Raw genomic sequence first — 20644 nt, 5'->3', positions numbered from 1 at the left:
GGAAACTTAGAACCAGTTCATTAAGGAAACACCCAAGCCCACATAAGTGGCACGATGGTTATAATCAATCAGACTTTCGCCATAGCCATCAAAAAGCTGGAATTGACCACGTAAACGGCCACTGATCGGGAATGACCAGTCAAACTGGATTGCACCACGATTGTCATCACCGCCTTTTAAGGTATGACGCAGCATCAAGGAAAAATCATGCTCGTTATGACGATAAAAAGCCGTCATGTCGCCGCGTCCAATATAGTTCTTGATCTCGGGATTGTTATCGTCGTCACGATTCTCTTCAAAGCGATACCAAGGGCGAACCATCAGGGCAAAATTGTCTTTTTCAAAGCCCAGATTCAGCATGACGCGGTTCCAGCTACGCGACAACGGGTCAGAACGGCCATTGGACTGATGATTAATGGTTAGTCCCAACATACGCCAGTTAAGACCAAAAAGGTCATAATTGGTACGCAAAACAAAACTTGCTTCGGGTTCATAATTGGTTTCACGAAACGGACGTGACTCTTCCGAGTTATAGACCTGCCAACGTGAAGACTGAGTATAACCGAGCCAGAGATCCCCATTATTCCCCAGAATATTTTCAACCGCCTTGGTCTTTAAAGACAGTTGAAACTTAGCTTCAGTTGAGGTGAGATTCTGTTTCTCTGTCTCTATATTGTTGGGATTTTCACTCTCGGGTAATTCATTTTTCTTTGAAGTCCAAAAACCGGGCATCAGATAAATTGGCTGATAAGAACGGATGTTCCAGGTACCCAGTTTACTTTCCGGAGACAATTCCCAGCGACTATCCAGCAAAGACAGATTTGGTGTCAGCTTTGATCCTTCAGAAGCATAAATATTGGAAACGGTTTGTCCAATCTTGGCTTTTAAATTATCAGGTTCAGGCGCAATTTCTACTGCTGCACGACGTTCAGAAACGATCACCGGCTTATCGGTAATCGCTATTTTAAACAAGCTATCATAACAGGCCAGACGTTCTGCACTGATTTCCAGTGCTGCACAGGCTTCAGCCGTTGCCGGCATGGGACTATTCACCACTATTTTTTCTTCCGCATTCACTTGCGTCCCAACTGTACAGCCCAGCACAACGCTCAGCTGCAGAGTTGAGCGCCTAAACGAATTAAGCGCCATCCCTTATCCTCATTTTTTTATTTATAGAACTTGTTGAATTACAAAACCAAGCTGCTCCAGCGTTTCACGTTTTGCCACTGGCGCCACGACTGCCTTAGTAGCCTGCTGCTCAAGCAGATAAGTTTGTGCAACACGCTTTAAATCATCCAGTGTGACATTTAACAGACGTTCACGTAATTTCTTACGGAATGCTGGTGTACGCTGATGCAGATAGGCATAACATGCAGTGATTGCCTCGCCCGCTGGTGAACCCGGTTTATCCATACTGGCAATCAGACCCAGAATCGCTTCTTCCAGTTGATGCGGCTGTTGCGGCGCATTGAGTAACCACTGAATACTGGCATCAAAGTCCTGAAAGGTTTCTGCCAGACGCGGGTCACGGTAGCTGTAGAAACGGAATGAACAGGCATTGCCGTCATAGCTGGCACCACCGCCATAAGCACCACCTTTTTCACGGATTGCACTGTGCAGGAAGCCATTACGTAAATAACCCGCCAGCACCATCAAGGCAGCAGCATCAGGATGCGCCACTTCGACCGCCGGATAAGCAGCCGCGCAGAACTGGACATTGGCCTGAATTAACCAGGCTTCATGCTGATCATGCGTCACTTTTTCGATTTGAGTCAGTGCAACCGGTGCAGGATCAACCGCCAGTTTGTCCCAGACATTCTGGATTTCTTCAATCAAGCTATCAGATTGCGGCTCTTCACACACCAGCAGGAACTGCTTCGAGGCTTGCAACAGGACACGATGAATTCGTTTTAACTCGTCAATCAGCAGATCATATTCAGCCGGATCTTTTTCAATTTTAGAGACCAGCTCGATCAGCCAGTTTAATGCACCCAAACCAGTATTGTGATAATCACGCAATGCCAAGGCACTGTGCTGACGAGATGCAGATTGCATCGCATAGCTATGCCCCGAACCGGAAACACGTGACTGCCAGCGTGTTTTACGCTGTTGTAACAGTTCAATAATACGGTCTTTTTCATCAAAACGTAGCTGTTCAAAACCGATTTTCAACAGACGAATGGCATCTAAATGATTCACCAGTGATTTGGTGGTCAGTGTCAGCCAAGCCGTGATCTTGTTTTTGTCATCGACTTTAGAACGCAACGATGCGCCCATACCCAGACCGCCACTTACCGCTGTTTGCAGTTGCTGGAATTCCAGATAATCATATTCACCCGCACCGACTTCGCCCATCAAAATCGAAAGCAGATTGAAGTATGGCGACTGCACCACGTCATCTGGAATATTCACTAAAACCTGTTGATAATAAATACCATTGGTACCGGCATGATACAGGTTCAACGGCGTATCGACCTGATTACAGATAATCTCGCGTAACTGGCCCTGAACAATCTGTAATTCCGCAGGTACATCTTCCAGACCGACTTTTGGCAATAAGTTCAAGTCATCCGGTGTATCCTGACGCACATTCAATGCTTCAGTCTGGGCAATAATGTCAGCTTTCTGCTCTTCGGTTAGATTCTTGCCAATTTCAGCCAGACGGGCTTTTTCATCGGCCGCTTCTTTGGCAGATTTGGTCGCATCCGGAACCAGGGTCAGTTGTACACGATGCGGATTATCCAGCAGATGCTCTTGAATCAGGTTGGATAACCACATTGGATCTTGCAGTTCTTCTTTCACCGCAGCAATCGCGGAATCCACATCCCAGACTTCCACCGGATCACGGTGATGAATCGCACTGCCCAAACCGCTCAGAATCAGGCTCAGACCATAAGGCGTGCCATCCCCATTGATTTCACGCTGATGCAGTTCAATTTGATGCAAAATTGCATCGACCATGTTCTGATCGACCGGTTTAGAGGCGACATCTTCTAAAACTTTAAACACGCCATTTTTAAATTCTTCCGCATGTTCAGGATTTGAACCCTGTACCGCACAGTAGAAGGTCATTTCAAAATTAGAATCATCCACGCCCATAAATGGACCACTAGACTGTGCATAGTCACAGGTTTCCAGATAATGACGCAGTGGTGATGCTGAATCTTCCAGCAAAATCCCTTCGACTAAACGCATACCTAAACGCAGTTTAATATTGCTGGCTTCTGGCAATAACCATGACAGCACATGATAGGTTTTGTCCTGCAAATCTTCAGCATCGACCGCATAGCTGTCTGTCACAGTCAATGGTGCAGTCAAACGGGTTTCAGGCGTTGGATATAAGGTCTGACCTTGCTCAAATTTGGACAATGCCAGATTTTCAAACTGCTCTTGTAATTCAAAAGCGGTTTTATTGCCAAAGGTCATGAACACTGCATTACTTGGATGGTAATGTGACTTGTAGAAATCAACTAACTCTTGGTAAGTCAGGTCAGGAATGTCTTTAGGATCACCACCAGAATTATAATGATAAGTGGTATGCGGATATAAATGATGCGCCAGCGTATGATAAAGCTGGTCTGAAGGCGAACTCATCGCCCCTTTCATTTCATTAAAGACCACGCCTTTATAGACTGGCTCGCCATTTTCCAGCTCAATGCGAATGCCTTCTTGTGCAAAATCCAGTGGATTCAGGTTCGCAGCAAATGCCGCGTCCATATACACTTCAAGCAGGTTTTGAAAATCTTTGCTGTTTTGCGTTGCAAATGGATAAGCCGTCCAGTCTGCCGCAGTAAAGGCATTCATGAAGGTGTTCAATGAACGGCGGATCATCAGGAAGAATGGATCGCGCACCGGGAACTTTTCTGAACCACAAAGTGCCGTATGTTCCAGAATATGTGCTTCGCCTTTAGAATCCATCGGCTGGGTACGAAACGCCACCAGAAAGACATTTTCATCGTGATTGGTCGCCAGGTGATAATGTGTGGCACCAGTCACTTTATGTTTATATTCAGACACAAAAATGTCTAAAGCTTCAACATGTTGTTGACGTAACAACTGAAACGCAGGATGTACAGTTTGAGAAATGGTTTCAGTGACATCTACAGTCATGCGATCTCCTAATGCTTTAATTAAAATAACTAAGGACATTATAGCTTTAGTTATCTGAATTATTCACGTTGAAAACCGAGGATTTTGATCAAATTAAGTAAACTTGATCATTTGAAAATTAAATCATCAAATTTACTGGCTAAGTCTGGCTCAACAGCCGCAAGATCACGAAATCAAATATTTGAAGTAGTTATAACTTGGATTATTTTCCACAAATACATAATTCTGTTTTTGATAGAAGCTGGCAGCCAGTCGGGTATCTGTTTGCAGACATAAGGCCGAATAATGCGGAGCTGCCAACTGTTCCAGATAAGCCAGAAGCTGTTTACCGACCCCATGCAGCCGATATTTTGGATGGACATAAAAACGGCGCACACGACCAATCCGCTCTTCAATGCCATTATCGCCCCATTGCTGGTTTAGGCCACCACAGGCAATCAGTTTTTTGCCATCATGCGCGACCAGTAAATGTTCATTGGCTTGAGCAAAGCAGTTTTTACCGGTGCGATATTCTTCAATTAACTTATCCAACACATCTAAGCCTTCTTTACGCGCAAGGGTCGCTAGCGTTTCGACTTGGTCAGGAAGTTGTTCAACTTTTACAATTTTAATATCCATATACGCACACTATTTGAAATGATTGTGAAGAATGATCTTCGCAGAACGACTTTAAAGTATCATGTCGAACGCGATATATCCTTATAAATAAAATTTGATGCTTAAATCAATGCTACAGCAACGTAGTGCATAAAAATAAGTCAAATCTTAGACCAAAGATAGTCACTGAATAAAATACAGCATTTTTGGAAAATATTTGAAAATGATTCAGCAAACTACAGCAATCCCAAGCAATCGTGTAAACTTGGCACTTTCATTTTTAATGTGATATTTGAACATGGCAAATGTTGATCTTTTTGCAATTGGTAATGCGCTGATTGACCAAGAATTTAAAGTGTCTGACGACTTTTTAACTGCACATCACTTGCAAAAAGGCACCATGCAGCTGACAGATGGTGATACTCAGGCCAGACTTTATCAAAATCTTCAAGCGACTCAAGTTTATAAGGGTCAGGCTTCAGGCGGTTCAGCAGCCAACACTACCGTGGCATTTTCTGCACTTGGCGGTTCTGCATTTTATGGTTGCCGTGTTGGTAATGATGAACTGGGGCAAATCTATCTGAAAGGTTTAAATGATGCAGGCATTCAGACCACAATCCAGTCGATCAGCGAAGGTGTAACGGGAACTTGTATGGTTCTGGTGAGTCCTGATTCTGAACGTACCATGCATACTTATCTAGGTATTACTGCTGAACTCACGGATCAACAAATTGATTTTAGTGCGCTAAATACTGCGAAATGGCTATATATCGAAGGTTATTTATCGACTTCTGAAACAGCACGCCATGCCGTCAAACAGGCACGTGCAATTGCCCGCGCTAACGGAGTTAAAATTGCTTTAACTTTATCGGATCCTGCCATGGTGCAATATGCGCGTGCCGGTCTGGATGAAATGATTGCAGAAGGTGTCGACCTGTTGCTGTGTAACCAGCAAGAAGCCCTGATGTATACAGAGACCGATAATATTGACGCGGCTCTAGTTAAATTAAAAACACTCAGTCAACACGTTGTCATTACATTGTCAGCCGAGGGTGCACTTATTTCGGATCACGACAATACATTTAAAGTGCCTGGCCGCAAAGTTACTGCAGTAGATGCGAATGGTGCCGGTGATGCATTTGCCGGGGCTTTCCTGTATGCCTTGAATGCCAACCTAGGTCTTAAAACTGCGGCTGAACTGGCGATTTTAATTTCCAGTCAGGTGGTTTCGCAATTTGGCCCACGTTTAGCGATTGAAGACTATGCGGCATTATTACAAGACTTTCAGAAGGAATGTGCTTAATGTTTAAAATTTGTATGACCGAAGATGTTCCAGAGCGTGAAGCACGCTCTTTTGAACTGGACAATGGGGATATTATTTTTATTACCCAGCGCGATGGAGCCTTTTATGCCTATCAAAACCTGTGTCCGCATTTGCAAGTCGAGCTGGAATTTCTGGAAAACCAGTTTTTGGATCGTGATCAGGAATTTATTGAATGTTCAACGCATGGTGCACTGTTTTTGGTAGAAAGCGGTGAATGTATTTCCGGGCCTTGCCAAGGTCAGTCACTTGAAAAAGTAGAAATTACCGTGCATTCTGATGGCGGAATTTACCTCACAGAATAAGACCTAAAACGGACTTCACCATGCCTGCATTTTTTCTAGACTATAATCTGATGCCTTTTCATCTCAGTTTATTGGCGATTATTTTGTTTGGCGTGGTGAAAACCATTGGTTTCTATTTTGGACTCAGATCCAGCAAATTTTTGCAAAAAATTTCACCTTATAATTTTCAACAATTAGACCTGTTGAATGTCAAATTCTCCAAAACCCTAATTGTATTTTTCTTTCTGATGAATTTCAGCTTTGCTGGCTATGTTTTACAATTCCTGATCTATTCTCAGGAGTTTGAGTTTCTGCCGGCTTATTATCTGATTATTCCAGCTTTAATTATTGCCACTTTTTTTACGATTTTTATGATTCATTGTCTGGATCAGGTCATTCCACCCAAATATAAAAAGAATAATGTCAATTTGCTCGGCCGTCTGGCAACGATTTCAAGTGGCAATGCCCGCCCTGGATTTTCTGCTCAAGCGCGGGTTCGAGATGAATATGGGCAACTGCATTATGTACAGGTAGAGCCAGAGTTTGGTGAACTGGGTTTTCAATCGCAAATTATTTTAATTCGTACCCGAAAATCTCATTATATTGCCAAAAAAATCTGTGACTCTAACCAGCTGTTTAGCCTGAACCTAGATTAGCGATTTTAAAGTCTGCATAGCATTAAAAATCCCGACTCAAATCGGGATTTTTACATGATGGAATTTATTTTTTGAGAAGCCCTGAGACCATATTCAAGACATTTTGAATATCATTATTGGCTTCCTGCTTACTGGTCTGTTCACCCTGTGGCGTAAGTGAGTCAATAATCTGCGGCAAAACTTGTGAAATTGCACTATACACATCCTGCTTCGGTGCATGGGTTTGCTGTGCGACTTCTTCCACCTCCTGATCATCAAACAGGTTTTGTACCTGCTGAGGGTCAACATTGGCATTTTCACCAGGACCGGTAGACACCCAGTCATCCACCTGGCTACTCAGACCCTGACCTTTGAGCTTATCCAAAGCGCCCTGTAAACCACCCTGTTTTTGAATCCAGGCCAATACCAATGGCAGCACTGCAATTAATAAAGTCTTGCCAGTCGAGCCACCGCCAAATCCTGAACGAGGCTGCGAAGTCGTTTGGCTGCTCTGTCCGCCCAGTTGACTCAGCACTGAACCCAGAATTGCTCCCAATCCATTTTGTCGATTCTGAGAACCGGACTGAGTTTGCTGGTTTTGAGTTTGCTGCTGATTCTGAGATGGATTTAAATGCCCCAATACAGTTCCCAGAATATCACCCAAACCACCTTGTGATGAAGATTGTTGTTGAGACTGATTCCCGCCCAATGCCTGCTTGGCCAATATTTCTACAATACTACTCAGATTTGTCATGTCTTCTATCCTGTATGCATCTCATTACAGAATACGGACTGTCTTTCTATTGTCTAGGCCTGTTTATGTTAAGATTTGCAATGGCTTTTCCGCCCATCTGAGCTTACCAGCGAAATTTATCCCAGTTTTCCGGATTGGCCCAGAACTTGGAATTAAACCAGTCTGGTACATGCTTATAAGTTAAAATATTAAATTGCCAGAGAGCAAAATCTGCCTCATGGGCTGTTTTGTCAATTAATTGAGTCAAACCCAAAGCACGTAATAATTTTTCATCTTGCAGTCGACTCACCACCACCAGCCGTTTAGCAAACAAATCACGTAATTTAACCAAGGTTTGACTGACCATCTGCTCAGATAAATTAGCTGTTTCCGTGGTATCCAGCATGACTACTGCCAGATCATAGCGTTGCTGAAAAGGCAGATTTAAAAACTCAGATACGCTAAAATAGTGCCATTGAATAGATGGCTGAAACTGGACTTGAGTCAAGTCCTGCCCAATACAAATAGCAGTATGAATTGGCTGTTCCTGTGCGAAATCGTCTAGCATTGAAGTAATGACATTCTGCTCAGCCATAACTGCATCCTTATGATTTAAGTGAGTAATTTTTATGGAACTTCAGGGCATTTGTCATAAAATGCACGTCGGCCTCAAGGACCTTAGTGTAACTGATCAACAGATACAACGGGCAAATGTTGAATATAAATTAATTCTGGATCGTGCAGAAATTGATCTTCCGTTTAATTTAGGCCAAGACATCGAGATTGAATGGACGGGGAAGATTTATTGCGTATCTTGTGGCAATAAAACCTCAAAATCTTTCTCGCAAGGTCACTGTTTTAAATGTTTTAAGACCAATGCTTCATGTGATATGTGCATCATGAAGCCAGAAACCTGTCATTATCATTTAGGCACTTGCCGCGAAGATGAATTTGCCCAGAATGTCTGCTTTCAACCGCATATTGTCTATCTAGCCAATTCCAGTGCATTGAAGGTCGGGATTACCCGTACCAGCCAAATGCCGACCCGCTGGCTGGATCAGGGCGCAACCCAAGCCCTGCCGATTATGAAAGTTGGCTCACGTCGCCTCTCTGGCAAATTGGAAGTCATGTTTGGTACGCAGGTCGCAGACAAAACAGACTGGCGCAAGCTGCTCAAAGGTGAAGCAGAACCACTGAATCTGATTGAAGTCCGTGAACAGCTGTTAGAAGAATTTGCACCTAAAATTCAAAGCATTCGTGAAGAATTTAATCAGAATCTTGAGTTTAATGAAAATATTGAAGTGCTTGAGCAGGAATTGGCACGCGAGTTTATTTATCCGGTCGAGCAATATCCAGAAAAGATTAAATCACATAATCTGGATAAAACTCCGGTGATTCGTGGCAAATTACAGGGTATTAAAGGTCAGTATTTAATTCTGGATACCGGTGTAATCAATATGCGTAAATATACCGGTTATGAACTGATTATTCGTGCTTAAACCCTCATTTGGCTAGAGCATAAAAAACCAGCCCGCAGGCTGGTTTTTTTATTCAAGATCGTCTTATTTGATTTTTGCCTGAGATTTCAGGTAGCGCGTATAGTCATCAAATTCTTGCTGACCACGAAGTTGCTGATACAACTTCACCAACTCACTACGTTGCTCTGCACTCAATACATCCACCGGGTTTTTCTTTACTTCTGATACCGCAACCACGACCAGCTCATTTGGCATTTTCGCTGTGGTCACTGACCAATGGCCTGCTTTTGGTGTCGGAAGACTAAAAGCGGCACGTTGTACATCACGTTTTAGCAAACCTTCAGCACGGGTATACACGCCAGCATCTTCAAAAATCAAAGCACCTTTGGCGACTGATGCAGCAGGTTTGGTTTTGAACTCATCCAGAGCTTTCTGAATTTTTGCTTTTGCCAAAGCAGCGGCTTTGTCTTCAATCAATTGAGCCTGAACACGCGGTTTCGCTTCTGCCAGTGTTTGTTCACCAGCTGCATGATAGTCACGCACCTTGATCCAGGCCACATCACCATTGGCCAACTGAATGCTTGATGAAGCATTACGATCACCATTTTTGACATCATCATTAAACAGTTTGACTTTAAGGTTGGCATCGCTCAACACTGGGTCACGGGTTGAAAGTTTTACTCCTTGGGCTTTCTGAACCTGCACGCCTTTCACTTCTTGTGTAACAACCTCCAGAGAATCACTTCCCACCACCATATCATTCAAGCTATTCACCGTATCGGAGAATGCATTGGATTTTTTAGCAGCCAAAACCTCTTCAGATAAACGTGCTTTTTGTGACTCAAAAGATGGCACAGCCACATCAGGTGATTGCACAGAAATAATATGATAGCCATAATCTGTTTTCACAGGAGCAGAGACCTGACCTGATTTTAAAGAGCTAACAGTCTGGTCAAATGTGCTACCAAATACGCCAGTTTCATAGACTGCAATTGCTCCGCCTTTAGACTTGGATTCAGGATCTTCAGAATATTGTGCTGCAGCCTGTGCAAAAGTGTTACCGGCTTTAATTTTCGCTGCCACTTCTGCAGCCAGTTTTTGTGCTTCAGCATCACTACGACTGTCCGCCGTAATCAAAATATGCTTCACCTCTGGTTTAACTGCCTGTTTTTGTGTCGCAACAAAGGCTGTATACGCTTCCTGAAGTTCAGCATCTGTCACTGCCAAACCCTGTGCTTGAATATCACTTGGCTTCAACACCACATAGTCTACATCTACACTGGTCGGCTGTGTAAACGATGCCTTGTGCTGTTCATAATAGGCAGCGACTTCAGCATCGCTGACTTTGACATCTTGTTTATAACTGTCCAGATTAATACTGGAAATATGAATATGACGCTGTTCAGTCTGTAAATCGGCAATTTGCTGCATTTCGACCGGACTCACCAGTGGATAGTCCAGGAATGTCGAAGACAGCATTTTCAGCGCATGATCTTTACGCAAACTTTCGACTAAAGCACGATTGGTCATGCCAATTGATTTAAGATAGTTCTCATATAAAGCATCAGAGAACTTACCATCTTGCTGGAAAGTCGGCTGCTGGGCAATCATCTGTACAATTTGCTGGTCACTCAGGCTGATGCCTAATTCTTCTGCCTGTTGTAGCAATAAGGTACGTGAAACCAAAGTATCCATGGCTTTCTGGTCAATGAAGCTTTGATTCAGCAAGGTTTCATCGCCATTGGCATAACTGAGATATTGTTCTTTAAATGATTTCGTCAGTGACTCTAATTCTTTTTGAGATATTTCAGTTCCGTTCACGGATTTTGCCGCATCAGAGCTCCCGCCGCTAAAATATCCTTCAATACCTACAAGCGCTAACGGGGTCAAAAACAGAACGAGTAAAACTTTACCCAACCAACCCTTAATAACTTTACGAAAAGCTTCCATAAGTATTCCAATATTTTATTTGCAAAGGATTTTAACCGAAAATACCCATTGAATGAATGTGTTAATCATCACAATTTATTTTATCAATAAAAAACGCGCCAAAGAAGGCGCGTTTCATCGCTGGGTAAGCTTAAGCTACAGCGTCTTTTAAGCCTTTACCCGCTTTGAAGCTAGGCACTTTGCTTGCTTTGATCTCAAGAGTAGCGCCAGTCTGTGGGTTACGGCCAGTACGTGCAGCACGTTCTTTTACACCGAAAGTACCAAAACCGACCAAAGTAACTGTATCACCCGCTTTTAAAGCTTCAGTAACAGAAGCAATTGTAGCATCTAAAGCTTTACCTGCGTCAGCCTTAGATAATCCCCCTTTCTCTGCAATTGCATCAATTAATTCTGATTTATTCATGAAGATTACGTCCTCTTAATATCGTTTATTTAAGGTTCAAGAATTTGTTTAACATGCCATAACGCCTTTATAGCAATGCTTTAGGTATAAACGCAATACTTAAGAACCTCTTTTTTTTCAAAAAATATGCGAAAAAAACATTGAATAATAAATAAAGTCATTTTATTTGTGTTTTTTTCGACAATTCTTCCTGCATTTTTTCTTGTTCCGCAGTCAACTGATCAACCTTGGCATGTAACTGAAGGATTAAACGTTCCAAATGTTGTACATCCTTGAGTGTGACTAATCCTATACGATTCAATGAGTGATGAACAGAGTTGTCGATCAGCTTTTCTACTTTATCTTTGGTCTCTGTGACCGACTCTTTGGCCTTTTCTGAGACCTTTTCTACAGTTTGATCTGCAATATCTGCAGTTTTAGACTCCAGTTCTTCTCCAACCTTGACCAGTGAGTCAAACAGTTTATTGCCTTCTTCTTCGGCACGTGAAAATGCTCCCAGTCCAGCCAGCCAGATCTGTTTGGTATATTTACGAAAATCAAGAGCCGATTTGCGCTCCGAGGCAGATTTGGACTTGGCTTTCATTGTTTTCTGGTTTAAAGCTTCAGCTGAGTCTTGTGCTGTTTTTGACTTGTCCATGTGCACGGCTCCTGTTTATTTTCTGCGCAATTATTATAAATTATTCTACAAAATCACTGCATAATAGCAAATTTAGTACTTGATAGATTTGCTAAACTGTTCTACAAAGCAATTTATTTCAAGTCTAATTTGATTTAACCCTGAAATCTCTTCACAGGCAGGAAGCTTTTTCACTTTATATTTCAGGTAAGGATTGGTTGTATATGAGCGAATCGCAACAAAGTCAAAATCAACCGCATTTGTTGCTTACGATGACGTTAATTGTTTTAGAAACAATATTTACCTTCATTCTCAAGCATGATCGTGTCGTTGCATTACAAGCCAAGAAGTTTGTAGATGAAAATATCTCGATTAAAATCAATAGCTATATTCCATATTTCGACTTTTATGTGCAATTCACCACAAATGGTCTTTTATTTGACCATAAAGCACCGGGTCGCATTGTAGATCTGGATGTGCGTACCACACTTCCCGATCTGATCAAAATTTTTATTTTTGGCAATCGTCGTAGCATTCGTAGTATGCGCATTGATGGTCATCAGGTTTTGAAAGACGAATTTCGTGATTTATTAACCGTATTCAGCTTGCCAAAAGTATTAGCCGACTGGAAACACTGGCTGTCTGAAACACCCACTGATGAAACGGAAATTATTGCGTCCAAAAAGCGTATAGCACCACTCTTAAAGAAAATTGAAGAGCAGCGTTCCAAGATCAATACCTTGCAGGTAGAAGTCAAACAGTATAAAAACCGCCTGAAACGGATCGAACGCCGTCAAAAGCGCATTAATATTGTTTTTGGCCTGAGTAGCATACTTTTGATTACGTTATTAGTGTATAATTGGCTCAGTATCTAAATCTTTCATTATGAAAAAATTAAATCCCACTAAGGTCTACTAAAAATAACTTGACTAATTTAGTCGGGATTCTTAAAATCGACACATCTAGTCTAACCATGTGTATCGAATCATGCGCCTAACCACTCGCGGTCGCTACGCTGTGACTGCTCTACTTGATCTAGCTTTGCAGCCTTCTGAAAAAACGATTACGCTCGCCGAAATTGCGGCACGTCAAACTATTTCTGTTGCCTATCTTGAGCAGTTGTTTGCGAAACTCAAGCGCCATGGCTTAGTTTCAAGTGTTCGTGGAGCAAATGGTGGATACCATTTAGCACGTAATGCAGATGAAATTACTGTGTTAGCAATTATCGAAGCTGTAAACGAAACAGTTGATGCGACTCGCTGTGACCATAAAGGCAACTGCCAGAATGGTGCGATGTGCTTGACTCATGATTTATGGCAGGAACTCTCCCACCACATTGCCGATTATTTAGCAAAAATCTCGCTTGCTGATCTGGTTGCACGTGACAATGTACAAACAGTGTCATTACGCCAAAATTCAGCACCCTTTGATTCAGCCCTTTTATCGGTTACAGGTATTTGACATGAAACGTCCGATTTATCTTGATTATGCAGCTACGACTCCGGTAGATCCTCAGGTTGCTGAACGTATGATGGAATGTTTAACATTCGAAGGTACCTTCGGTAATGCTGCATCTCGTTCACATGCTTATGGCTGGCAAGCAGAAGAAAAAGTTGAATATGCACGTGAACAGGTCGCTAATTTAATTAAAGCTGATCCACGTGAAATCGTATGGACTTCAGGTGCAACCGAATCAGACAACCTTGCGCTTAAAGGTGTGGCTCATTTCTATGCATCGAAAGGTAAACATATCATTACCTCTAAAATCGAACACAAGGCAATTTTAGATACGTGCCGTGAGTTAGAGTCTGAAGGTTTTGAGATTACCTATATTGAACCACAACCTCAAACCGGTTTAATTACTCCGGAAATGGTTCAAGCAGAAATTCGTCCAGATACGATTCTGGTTTCACTGATGATGGTGAACAACGAAATCGGTACGGTTACTGATGTTGCAGCGATTGGTGAAATCACTCGTGCCAACAAAATTTTCTTCCATGTCGATGCAGCACAAGCGGCAGGTAAAGTTGAAATTGATCTTTCAACTTTAAAAGTAGACCTGATGAGCTTCTCTTCGCACAAGATCTACGGCCCCAAAGGTATTGGTGCCCTGTTTGTACGTCGTAGCCCACGTGTACGCCTTAAAGCTGAAATGCATGGTGGCGGTCATGAACGTGGTATGCGTTCAGGTACGCTGGCAACGCATCAAATCGTGGGGATGGGTGAAGCATTCGAACTTGCAGGCAAGAATCTGGAAGCTGAACAAACCCGCTTACGTGTACTTCGCGACAAGCTTTGGAATGGCGTACAAGACCTTGAACAGGTGTTCTTGAATGGTCATCCTACACAAAACGTAGCGAACTACTTGAATATCAGCTTCAACTTTGTTGAAGGTGAATCACTGATGATGGCCTTGAAAGATGCTGCGGTATCTTCAGGTTCAGCATGTACCTCTGCAACACTGGAACCCTCTTATGTACTTCGTGCATTGGGTCTTTCAGACGAGCTTGCACACAGTTCGATCCGCTTCAGCTTTGGTAAATACACCACTGAAGAAGATATCGACCATGTATTGAGTATCACTAAAGCTGCTGTTGAGAAGTTACGTGAACTTTCTCCGCTTTGGGATATGTTTAAAGAAGGTATCGACCTTTCTAAAGTTGAATGGGCTGAGCACTAATCTTCATTCTGAGATAGTGACCAATCGGTTGCTATCTCATTGAGAAAAGTTTTTTAACCCCCATATTTAATAATACTAAGGCTGACCCCGAGGTTTGGAGAAGCAACATGGCTTATAGCGAAAAAGTAATTGATCATTACGAAAACCCTCGTAATGTTGGCGTTTTAGATAAAAATGCTGAAAACGTTGGTACGGGTATGGTTGGTGCACCCGCATGTGGTGACGTGATGCGTTTACAGATTCAAGTCAACGATGCAGGCGTAATTGAAGAAGCACGTTTTAAAACTTATGGTTGTGGTTCAGCAATCGCATCAAGTTCTTTGGTGACTGAATGGCTCAAAGGTAAAACTTTGGATCAAGCTCAAGCAATCAAGAATATCGATATTGCAACTGAACTGGCACTTCCACCAGTAAAAGTACACTGCTCTGTTCTTGCAGAAGATGCAATCAAAGCAGCTGTAGAAGACTACCGTAACAAGAAAGTTAAAGCTTAATTGTTCCACGTTTTTAAATTTTAACGGAGTTTTCATGATCCATTTAACTGAAAATGCTGCAACTCATATCAGCAATTATTTAAAAAATCGCGGTAAGGGTGAAGGCATTCGCGTTGGTGTGAAAACTTCAGGCTGTTCTGGTCTGGCTTATGTACTCGAGTTCGTTGACGAAGTCGATACACATGACCAAGCATTTGAGCAGTTTGGGGTTAAAGTATTCATTGATCCGAAAAGTCTGGTTTATCTTGAAGGTATGGAGATGGACTATGTTAAAAACGGCTTGAACGAAGGCTTTGAATTTAACAACCCCAACAAAAAAGGCGAATGCGGTTGTGGTGAATCCTTCACTGTATAAACCCGGCAGTTATTCTCTTTTGACATTAAAACAGTGTGTTTCACACTGTTTTAATTGCATTTATACAGTTATTTTTGCACATTAATCGCGGACCCCATCTCCCATGAATCATTTTGAGCTGTTCAATCTTCCAGTAGCACTCGATATTGATTTGGCAACTTTAAAAACTGAATTTTTAAAGTTACAGCAACAATATCATCCCGATAAAGCTGAAGACAAAGATCAGGCCCTGATTAAATCAAGCGATATCAATCAGGCTTTTAAAGTTTTGTCAGCGGTCGATAGCCGTGCAGCGTATTTATTGTCCCTCAAGAAACAGGATTATCACTTAGATCAATCGATCAGTGATTTTGAATTCTTGCAGGACGCTCTGGAAATTCGTGAACAACTCGACGATGCCACCTCTGCTGAAGATTTAACTTCACTGAAAGTTGAAGTACAGCAATGGATTGACGGTCTGGTTCGTGAGTTTAAAATTGACTATACCGATGAAGACTGGGCTGAAGCACGCGATACAGTGCGTAAACTACGCTTCTTTGTTAAAGTCATGGCAGATATCGACAAGGCGGAAGACCGCTTCCTGGACGATGACAGCTTTGACCTTGATGATGATTTCTAATTTTTAATATTTAACGTGCAAAGGATGTAACACTATGGCTCTCTTGCAAATTGCAGAACCAGGTCAATCAAGTGCACCACATGAACACCGCATTGCGATTGGTATCGATTTAGGCACCACCCACTCTTTGGTTGCCACGGTTCTTTCAGGTAAAGCCAAAGTGCTGAATGACGAACAAGGTCGTGTGCTACTTCCTTCTATCGTGCATTATGCAGAACAGCAGACTCAATATGGTAATGAAGCCGCGCCTTTTATTACCAGCGATCCTAAAAATACCATCGTTTCAGTCAAGCGTTTCATGGGGCGCTCTCAAGCGGATATCAAATTCCAGCATCCTTATGCCTTGGTCGGCGAAGCGAATGAAATGCCGGCTTTTGAAACCGCACAAGGTCGTAAAACTCCGGTTGAAATTTCTGCAGAAATTTTAAAGCAGCTCAAAGATCGTGCTGAAGCAAGTCTGAAAAATCCGGTGAATGGTGCAGTGATTACCGTTCCAGCGTATTTTGATGAAGCACAGCGTCAGGCAACCCGAGATGCTGCCCAGCTTGCCGGTTTGAATGTTTTACGTTTATTGAATGAGCCAACCGCTGCTGCTGTGGCTTATGGCCTCGATCAGGAAAGCAACTTGAGTACAGATCGCAACTATGTGATTTATGACTTGGGTGGCGGTACTTTCGACGTTTCGATTTTGCGTTTTTCGCAAGGCGTGTTTGAAGTGCTTGCGACTGGTGGCCACACTGCCCTCGGTGGTGATGACCTGGACCGTTTAATTTTGAAATGGGCCAAGAAACAGCTAAACATCGAAACTTTAGATGATGCTGAATATGCACATTTTATTGTGGCAGCACGTAAGGCCAAAGAAGCTTTGTCTGATGCAGATTCAGTTCAACTCAAATTACTCGATCAAGTTTTAAACCTTGACCGTCCAACCTTTGAAGAAATCATTAAAGTTGCTTTGGACAAAACCATCAGCGTATGTAAACGTGTGATGCGTGATGCCAAGCTTGAACTGGATGACATTCAAAATGTGGTTCTGGTGGGTGGCTCAACCCGTTCTTATGCCGTACAAAAAGCAGTTGGTGACGTATTTAGCCAAGAACCGCTGTGCACGATTAACCCGGATGAAGTGGTTGCCATTGGCGCATCGATTACAGCAAACCAACTGATAGGCAACTCGACTGATGGTTCCTTATTACTGGATGTTACCCCACTGTCTTTAGGTTTAGAAACCATGGGCGGACTGGTGGAACGTCTGATTTCACGTAATACAGCCATTCCTGTAGCACGTCGTCAGGAATTTACTACCTATCAAGATGGCCAGACTGCCATGTTGATCCATGTGGTTCAAGGTGAACGTGATCTGGTTGAACATTGTCGTAGTCTGGGTCGTTTTGTCTTGCATGGCATTCCACCAATGACAGCCGGTCAGGCACGTATCGAAGTAACTTTCCAGGTCGATGCTGATGGTTTGTTGACGGTATCTGCCAAAGAAACAACATCTGGCGTGCATGCGCAAATTGATATTAAGCCATCTTATGGCTTATCCGGGGAAGATACTGAGCGCCTATTACTTGACGGTTATAAATTTGCCGAGGAAGATAAAAATCTGCGTCATTTGAATGAAACCAAAGTTGAAGCCCAGCGTGAGCTAGAAGCACTGGTTCAGGCACTAAAAGTAGATGCCGCTCTGTTGACTGAAGAGCAACTGGCAGCACTGCAAACTGCACAGGCACAACTTGAAACCGAGCTTCAAGGTTCAGATATCAAAGCGATTGAATCTGCAGTTGAACTGCTTAAAATACATAGTGATGCTTTTGCAGCAGCACGTATGAATCAACATATTGATGCCGCTCTTAAGGGCACTAAACTCGACGACTGGTCAAACTCAAACTAATTTAAGGTAACGACTATGCCACGTATTAAAGTTCTTCCACATGCGCAGATTTGCCCCGAAGGTGCTGAGTTTGAAGTCGAACACAATGCCAACCTGTGCGAAAGCCTACTCAAAAATGGCATTAAAATCGAACATGCCTGCGATATGTCAGCTGCATGTACAACGTGCCACGTTGTGGTACGTCAAGGCTTCGACAGCCTCGAAGAAATGGATGATGTAGAAGCAGATTTACTGGATCGCGCTTGGGGTCTGGAACCTGATTCACGCCTTTCTTGTCAGGTCACACTGGTCGATGAAGATCTGGAAATTGAAATTCCAAAATACACCATCAATCACGCTTCGGAAAATCATTAAGATTTTTCTTGAAAGATCATATAAAAAACCACGCTTAGACGTGGTTTTTTATATTTATGAGAATGATTAAATTACTTTGGAGTCTTTGAGTGATTCAAATTCGTCTTGTGGCTGGAGATGCTCAATCACTTCATCTTCAAGTTTAAGCTTGACGATGCCTTGAGAGTTGGTCAATTTCTGCTGAGTTTCAATGCGTTTAATCATTTTTTCCAGTACATGAATCAATTCTGGATATTCAAAGTTTTGTACTTCGTCCAGATTGAGCAGTAAATGAAAGCCTTTATATTCATAGTCGAACCAACGTTGATACTCAACTTTCTGCGATGCATATTTTTCCATTAGCTGCCAAGTTCTTACCGGTGCTTTAATGCCTTTCAAGAAAATTGGTTTCTTCGGCGCACATAAATAATCATTTTTGATCAGATTATGAGTATCTTCTGAAATCAGGATTTCATCCACTTCAGCTGCGCTCTGTAAGCGCGCTGCCAGATTGGCATCCCGTCCTACAATGGTATAGGCCATCCGATGCGTCGCACCATAATTCCCGACGTGGCAATAACCGGTCGAAATACCCATACGGATATGCAGTGGCGGATAACCCATTTTAATCCAGCGCTCACGCAGCAGTTTCATTTGCTGACGCATGGCAATCGCCATTTCCATACAGTTCTTGGCATCCTGCTCTACGCCTTCAGAGTTTGGATCACCAAAGAAAATCAGGATGGCATCCCCCATGAATTTATCGACAGTCGCTTCATAATTCTTGGCGATTTCGGTCATATGCCGCAAATAATCATTGAGCAAGAATGCTAAATCATCTGGAATAAGCGTTTCAGACAGTTCTGTAAAGCCTTGAATATCCGAGAAGAAAATTGTTAATTTTTTACGTTTATATTCAATTTTTGCTTCAGATTCACCTTTCATGATGGATTGCCACAACTGCACAGGCGCATAACGACTCAGCTGATTGGCAAATTCCATATAACGGTTCATCTGTTCAAAATAATGATTTTTCTTTTGGGTCATATATTGCACACGACCACTTTGATAAAAACTTCCGACACCAAAATAGGTAATCAGGCAGATGAAGCCTAAAACCGTCAGTTCACTGCTGGTCGGTTCAAAATAAGTCCCAAAACCAAAGACCAGAATATTGGCCAGATAAAAAACGGTGATCCCGACCAGACTGGCCAGAGAAGCCATCATCAATGAAATTTTATTACTGATTGCGGTATAGAGTATTGCCACCAAACCCAGCAAGGACAATACCAGATCCAGCTGTACTGCGGCCAAAACCACTACAATGACAATAACATCAATCAGAAAAAGAACATTGCGCCGAATACGATAATCATGGCGATAGATTAACCAGCGCGAAAGTTTCGAGCTAATCAATAAAATCAGGAATAAAAACACAGGAACAAAGAGCTGATACTGGGTATCCGGTTCAGTGTAATGAAAGACGACCAAAACCAGAGACAGCATGATATAGCCCATCAAGCGATGAAAATATTCAAACTGTTGTGGTTCTTTTTGAATCCAGTCGTCTAATTGCATTCAGTCACTCCCTGAAATCCGCAATCGTTCATAGATCTCGGAATACTTGGGGCTAATCAGTCCATACGCCAGTCAAATGGCATATCGCCTTGACCACGTAGCGCCAGCATGAGTGTTTGACGCATATGTGCTAATACTTCACTGCTATAAGGAACAGCTGGTGTACCCCAAACAGGCTTCGGCCATGCTACATCGTTCTGATAACGAACCACATGATGAAAATGCAATTGCGGAACCATATTGCCCAATGCCGCGACATTCATTTTATCCGCACGGAAAACACGTGCCAGCTGGCTTGATAACCAGCTTGATTCACGTAAAAACTGCTCTTGGTCAGCTTGGCTCAATTCATATAATTCAGAGACACCCGGCACACGTGGAATCAGGATCAGCCAGGGAAATTGCATATCATTCATCAAACGACATGTTGACAAAGGAAAGTCGCCTACAAAAAAAGTATCTTGAGCAAGTTGTGGATGCAAACTAAACATATCTTTATAAATGATGCAAAATTAGAATGATGGCTAATACTAACATATCCAACCGAAGCTGAATATTGAAAGC

22 protein-coding genes are annotated in these 20644 nt (G+C 42.6%); 12 read left to right on the top strand and 10 right to left on the bottom strand.

What is annotated here, in order from left to right:
* Positions 1-6 precede the first annotated feature (6 nt).
* The 3 genes from FTU42_RS05975 to FTU42_RS05965 form a co-directional block, all read right to left on the bottom strand.
* Complete coding sequence (locus FTU42_RS05975) at positions 7-1149, bottom strand: phospholipase A (RefSeq protein ID WP_180083162.1); 1143 nt, start codon at positions 1147-1149, stop codon at positions 7-9.
* A 21-nt stretch (positions 1150-1170) separates the two neighbouring features.
* Positions 1171-4110: an insulinase family protein gene (locus FTU42_RS05970; RefSeq protein ID WP_180083161.1), complete on the bottom strand. Its 2940-nt coding sequence runs from the start codon at positions 4108-4110 to the stop codon at positions 1171-1173.
* A gap of 165 nt (positions 4111-4275) precedes the next feature.
* Positions 4276-4728, bottom strand: coding sequence for a GNAT family N-acetyltransferase (locus FTU42_RS05965; protein ID WP_005096782.1), 453 nt, complete (start codon positions 4726-4728; stop codon positions 4276-4278).
* A 277-nt stretch (positions 4729-5005) separates the two neighbouring features.
* Here FTU42_RS05965 and FTU42_RS05960 point away from each other — a divergent pair, with 277 nt between their 5' ends.
* Genes FTU42_RS05960 through FTU42_RS05950 form a run of 3 tightly spaced genes read left to right on the top strand, consistent with a single transcriptional unit; the run spans position 5006 to position 6968 of the window.
* Positions 5006-6010 carry an adenosine kinase gene (locus FTU42_RS05960; RefSeq protein ID WP_005171110.1) on the top strand — a complete coding sequence of 335 codons (1005 nt, stop codon included), beginning with the start codon at positions 5006-5008 and terminating at the stop codon, positions 6008-6010.
* Positions 6011-6024: 14 nt separating this feature from the next.
* Complete coding sequence (locus tag FTU42_RS05955) at positions 6025-6333, top strand: Rieske (2Fe-2S) protein (RefSeq protein ID WP_171063348.1); 309 nt, start codon at positions 6025-6027, stop codon at positions 6331-6333.
* 20 nt (positions 6334-6353) lie between these two features.
* On the top strand, positions 6354-6968 hold the full coding sequence (locus FTU42_RS05950) for an OB-fold-containig protein (RefSeq protein ID WP_005096777.1): 615 nt from the start codon (positions 6354-6356) through the stop codon (positions 6966-6968).
* Positions 6969-7032: 64 nt separating this feature from the next.
* On the opposite strand, the gene FTU42_RS05945 is transcribed toward FTU42_RS05950, so the two are convergent.
* Complete coding sequence (locus FTU42_RS05945) at positions 7033-7701, bottom strand: YidB family protein (protein WP_180083160.1); 669 nt, start codon at positions 7699-7701, stop codon at positions 7033-7035.
* A 103-nt stretch (positions 7702-7804) separates the two neighbouring features.
* Positions 7805-8275 carry a DUF6231 family protein gene (locus FTU42_RS05940; protein ID WP_180083159.1) on the bottom strand — a complete coding sequence of 157 codons (471 nt, stop codon included), beginning with the start codon at positions 8273-8275 and terminating at the stop codon, positions 7805-7807.
* Between the two features lie 34 nt (positions 8276-8309).
* Here FTU42_RS05940 and FTU42_RS05935 point away from each other — a divergent pair, with 34 nt between their 5' ends.
* Positions 8310-9179, top strand: a complete 870-nt coding sequence (locus FTU42_RS05935; RefSeq protein WP_005096774.1) for a DUF2797 domain-containing protein — start codon at positions 8310-8312, stop codon at positions 9177-9179.
* A 63-nt stretch (positions 9180-9242) separates the two neighbouring features.
* Here the strand turns inward: FTU42_RS05935 and FTU42_RS05930 are convergent, their stop codons facing one another.
* The 3 genes from FTU42_RS05930 to FTU42_RS05920 all read right to left on the bottom strand — a co-directional run bounded on the left by FTU42_RS05930 (position 9243) and on the right by FTU42_RS05920 (position 12148).
* Positions 9243-11108 carry a SurA N-terminal domain-containing protein gene (locus FTU42_RS05930; protein WP_074382837.1) on the bottom strand — a complete coding sequence of 622 codons (1866 nt, stop codon included), beginning with the start codon at positions 11106-11108 and terminating at the stop codon, positions 9243-9245.
* A 130-nt stretch (positions 11109-11238) separates the two neighbouring features.
* A complete protein-coding gene (locus FTU42_RS05925; protein WP_004786051.1) occupies positions 11239-11511 on the bottom strand; it encodes an HU family DNA-binding protein in 273 nt (90 codons plus the stop codon).
* A 157-nt stretch (positions 11512-11668) separates the two neighbouring features.
* Positions 11669-12148, bottom strand: a complete 480-nt coding sequence (locus FTU42_RS05920) for a phasin family protein (RefSeq protein ID WP_005096772.1) — start codon at positions 12146-12148, stop codon at positions 11669-11671.
* Positions 12149-12351: 203 nt separating this feature from the next.
* Between FTU42_RS05920 and FTU42_RS05915 the strand changes: the two genes are divergently transcribed.
* The 8 genes from FTU42_RS05915 (at position 12352) to fdx (ending at position 18523) form a co-directional block, all read left to right on the top strand.
* On the top strand, positions 12352-13002 hold the full coding sequence (locus FTU42_RS05915) for a hypothetical protein (protein ID WP_005171121.1): 651 nt from the start codon (positions 12352-12354) through the stop codon (positions 13000-13002).
* Positions 13003-13114: 112 nt separating this feature from the next.
* Positions 13115-13588 (top strand): Rrf2 family transcriptional regulator, encoded by a 474-nt coding sequence (locus FTU42_RS05910; RefSeq protein ID WP_005096769.1) that lies wholly within the window; start codon positions 13115-13117, stop codon positions 13586-13588.
* A gap of 1 nt (position 13589) precedes the next feature.
* Entirely contained in the window at positions 13590-14807 is a 1218-nt protein-coding gene (locus FTU42_RS05905; protein WP_180083158.1) for an IscS subfamily cysteine desulfurase, read from the top strand.
* A 107-nt stretch (positions 14808-14914) separates the two neighbouring features.
* Positions 14915-15301: a Fe-S cluster assembly scaffold IscU gene (iscU, locus tag FTU42_RS05900; protein WP_005171124.1), complete on the top strand. Its 387-nt coding sequence runs from the start codon at positions 14915-14917 to the stop codon at positions 15299-15301.
* Between the two features lie 34 nt (positions 15302-15335).
* A complete protein-coding gene (iscA, locus tag FTU42_RS05895) occupies positions 15336-15656 on the top strand; it encodes an iron-sulfur cluster assembly protein IscA (protein ID WP_005096766.1) in 321 nt (106 codons plus the stop codon).
* A 103-nt stretch (positions 15657-15759) separates the two neighbouring features.
* Positions 15760-16275: a Fe-S protein assembly co-chaperone HscB gene (gene hscB / locus FTU42_RS05890; RefSeq protein ID WP_005096765.1), complete on the top strand. Its 516-nt coding sequence runs from the start codon at positions 15760-15762 to the stop codon at positions 16273-16275.
* A gap of 34 nt (positions 16276-16309) precedes the next feature.
* Positions 16310-18169, top strand: coding sequence for a Fe-S protein assembly chaperone HscA (gene hscA, locus FTU42_RS05885; protein ID WP_100357144.1), 1860 nt, complete (start codon positions 16310-16312; stop codon positions 18167-18169).
* Between the two features lie 15 nt (positions 18170-18184).
* Positions 18185-18523: an ISC system 2Fe-2S type ferredoxin gene (gene fdx, locus FTU42_RS05880; protein WP_005171126.1), complete on the top strand. Its 339-nt coding sequence runs from the start codon at positions 18185-18187 to the stop codon at positions 18521-18523.
* A gap of 66 nt (positions 18524-18589) precedes the next feature.
* On the opposite strand, the gene FTU42_RS05875 is transcribed toward fdx, so the two are convergent.
* Complete coding sequence (locus tag FTU42_RS05875; protein WP_005171127.1) at positions 18590-20080, bottom strand: adenylate/guanylate cyclase domain-containing protein; 1491 nt, start codon at positions 20078-20080, stop codon at positions 18590-18592.
* A gap of 56 nt (positions 20081-20136) precedes the next feature.
* Entirely contained in the window at positions 20137-20571 is a 435-nt protein-coding gene (locus tag FTU42_RS05870; protein WP_004646760.1) for an HIT domain-containing protein, read from the bottom strand.
* Positions 20572-20644: the final 73 nt, after the last annotated feature.

The sequence above is a fragment of the Acinetobacter sp. YH12102 genome (assembly GCF_013419125.1).
Taxonomy (GTDB): domain Bacteria; phylum Pseudomonadota; class Gammaproteobacteria; order Pseudomonadales; family Moraxellaceae; genus Acinetobacter; species Acinetobacter pseudolwoffii.
This window is presented reverse-complemented; position numbering and strand designations above follow the sequence as displayed.

What these genes read in the sequence shown, in the direction of transcription:
- FTU42_RS05975 (WP_180083162.1), bottom strand. Translation starts at nt 1,149, where the DNA reads ATGGCGCTTAATTCGTTTAGGCGCTCAACTCTGCAGCTGAGCGTTGTG.
- FTU42_RS05970 (WP_180083161.1), bottom strand. Translation starts at nt 4,110, where the DNA reads ATGACTGTAGATGTCACTGAAACCATTTCTCAAACTGTACATCCTGCG.
- FTU42_RS05965 (WP_005096782.1), bottom strand. Translation starts at nt 4,728, where the DNA reads ATGGATATTAAAATTGTAAAAGTTGAACAACTTCCTGACCAAGTCGAA.
- FTU42_RS05960 (WP_005171110.1), top strand. Translation starts at nt 5,006, where the DNA reads ATGGCAAATGTTGATCTTTTTGCAATTGGTAATGCGCTGATTGACCAA.
- FTU42_RS05955 (WP_171063348.1), top strand. Translation starts at nt 6,025, where the DNA reads ATGACCGAAGATGTTCCAGAGCGTGAAGCACGCTCTTTTGAACTGGAC.
- FTU42_RS05950 (WP_005096777.1), top strand. Translation starts at nt 6,354, where the DNA reads ATGCCTGCATTTTTTCTAGACTATAATCTGATGCCTTTTCATCTCAGT.
- FTU42_RS05945 (WP_180083160.1), bottom strand. Translation starts at nt 7,701, where the DNA reads ATGACAAATCTGAGTAGTATTGTAGAAATATTGGCCAAGCAGGCATTG.
- FTU42_RS05940 (WP_180083159.1), bottom strand. Translation starts at nt 8,275, where the DNA reads ATGGCTGAGCAGAATGTCATTACTTCAATGCTAGACGATTTCGCACAG.
- FTU42_RS05935 (WP_005096774.1), top strand. Translation starts at nt 8,310, where the DNA reads ATGGAACTTCAGGGCATTTGTCATAAAATGCACGTCGGCCTCAAGGAC.
- FTU42_RS05930 (WP_074382837.1), bottom strand. Translation starts at nt 11,108, where the DNA reads ATGGAAGCTTTTCGTAAAGTTATTAAGGGTTGGTTGGGTAAAGTTTTA.
- FTU42_RS05925 (WP_004786051.1), bottom strand. Translation starts at nt 11,511, where the DNA reads ATGAATAAATCAGAATTAATTGATGCAATTGCAGAGAAAGGGGGATTA.
- FTU42_RS05920 (WP_005096772.1), bottom strand. Translation starts at nt 12,148, where the DNA reads ATGGACAAGTCAAAAACAGCACAAGACTCAGCTGAAGCTTTAAACCAG.
- FTU42_RS05915 (WP_005171121.1), top strand. Translation starts at nt 12,352, where the DNA reads ATGAGCGAATCGCAACAAAGTCAAAATCAACCGCATTTGTTGCTTACG.
- FTU42_RS05910 (WP_005096769.1), top strand. Translation starts at nt 13,115, where the DNA reads ATGCGCCTAACCACTCGCGGTCGCTACGCTGTGACTGCTCTACTTGAT.
- FTU42_RS05905 (WP_180083158.1), top strand. Translation starts at nt 13,590, where the DNA reads ATGAAACGTCCGATTTATCTTGATTATGCAGCTACGACTCCGGTAGAT.
- iscU (WP_005171124.1), top strand. Translation starts at nt 14,915, where the DNA reads ATGGCTTATAGCGAAAAAGTAATTGATCATTACGAAAACCCTCGTAAT.
- iscA (WP_005096766.1), top strand. Translation starts at nt 15,336, where the DNA reads ATGATCCATTTAACTGAAAATGCTGCAACTCATATCAGCAATTATTTA.
- hscB (WP_005096765.1), top strand. Translation starts at nt 15,760, where the DNA reads ATGAATCATTTTGAGCTGTTCAATCTTCCAGTAGCACTCGATATTGAT.
- hscA (WP_100357144.1), top strand. Translation starts at nt 16,310, where the DNA reads ATGGCTCTCTTGCAAATTGCAGAACCAGGTCAATCAAGTGCACCACAT.
- fdx (WP_005171126.1), top strand. Translation starts at nt 18,185, where the DNA reads ATGCCACGTATTAAAGTTCTTCCACATGCGCAGATTTGCCCCGAAGGT.
- FTU42_RS05875 (WP_005171127.1), bottom strand. Translation starts at nt 20,080, where the DNA reads ATGCAATTAGACGACTGGATTCAAAAAGAACCACAACAGTTTGAATAT.
- FTU42_RS05870 (WP_004646760.1), bottom strand. Translation starts at nt 20,571, where the DNA reads ATGTTTAGTTTGCATCCACAACTTGCTCAAGATACTTTTTTTGTAGGC.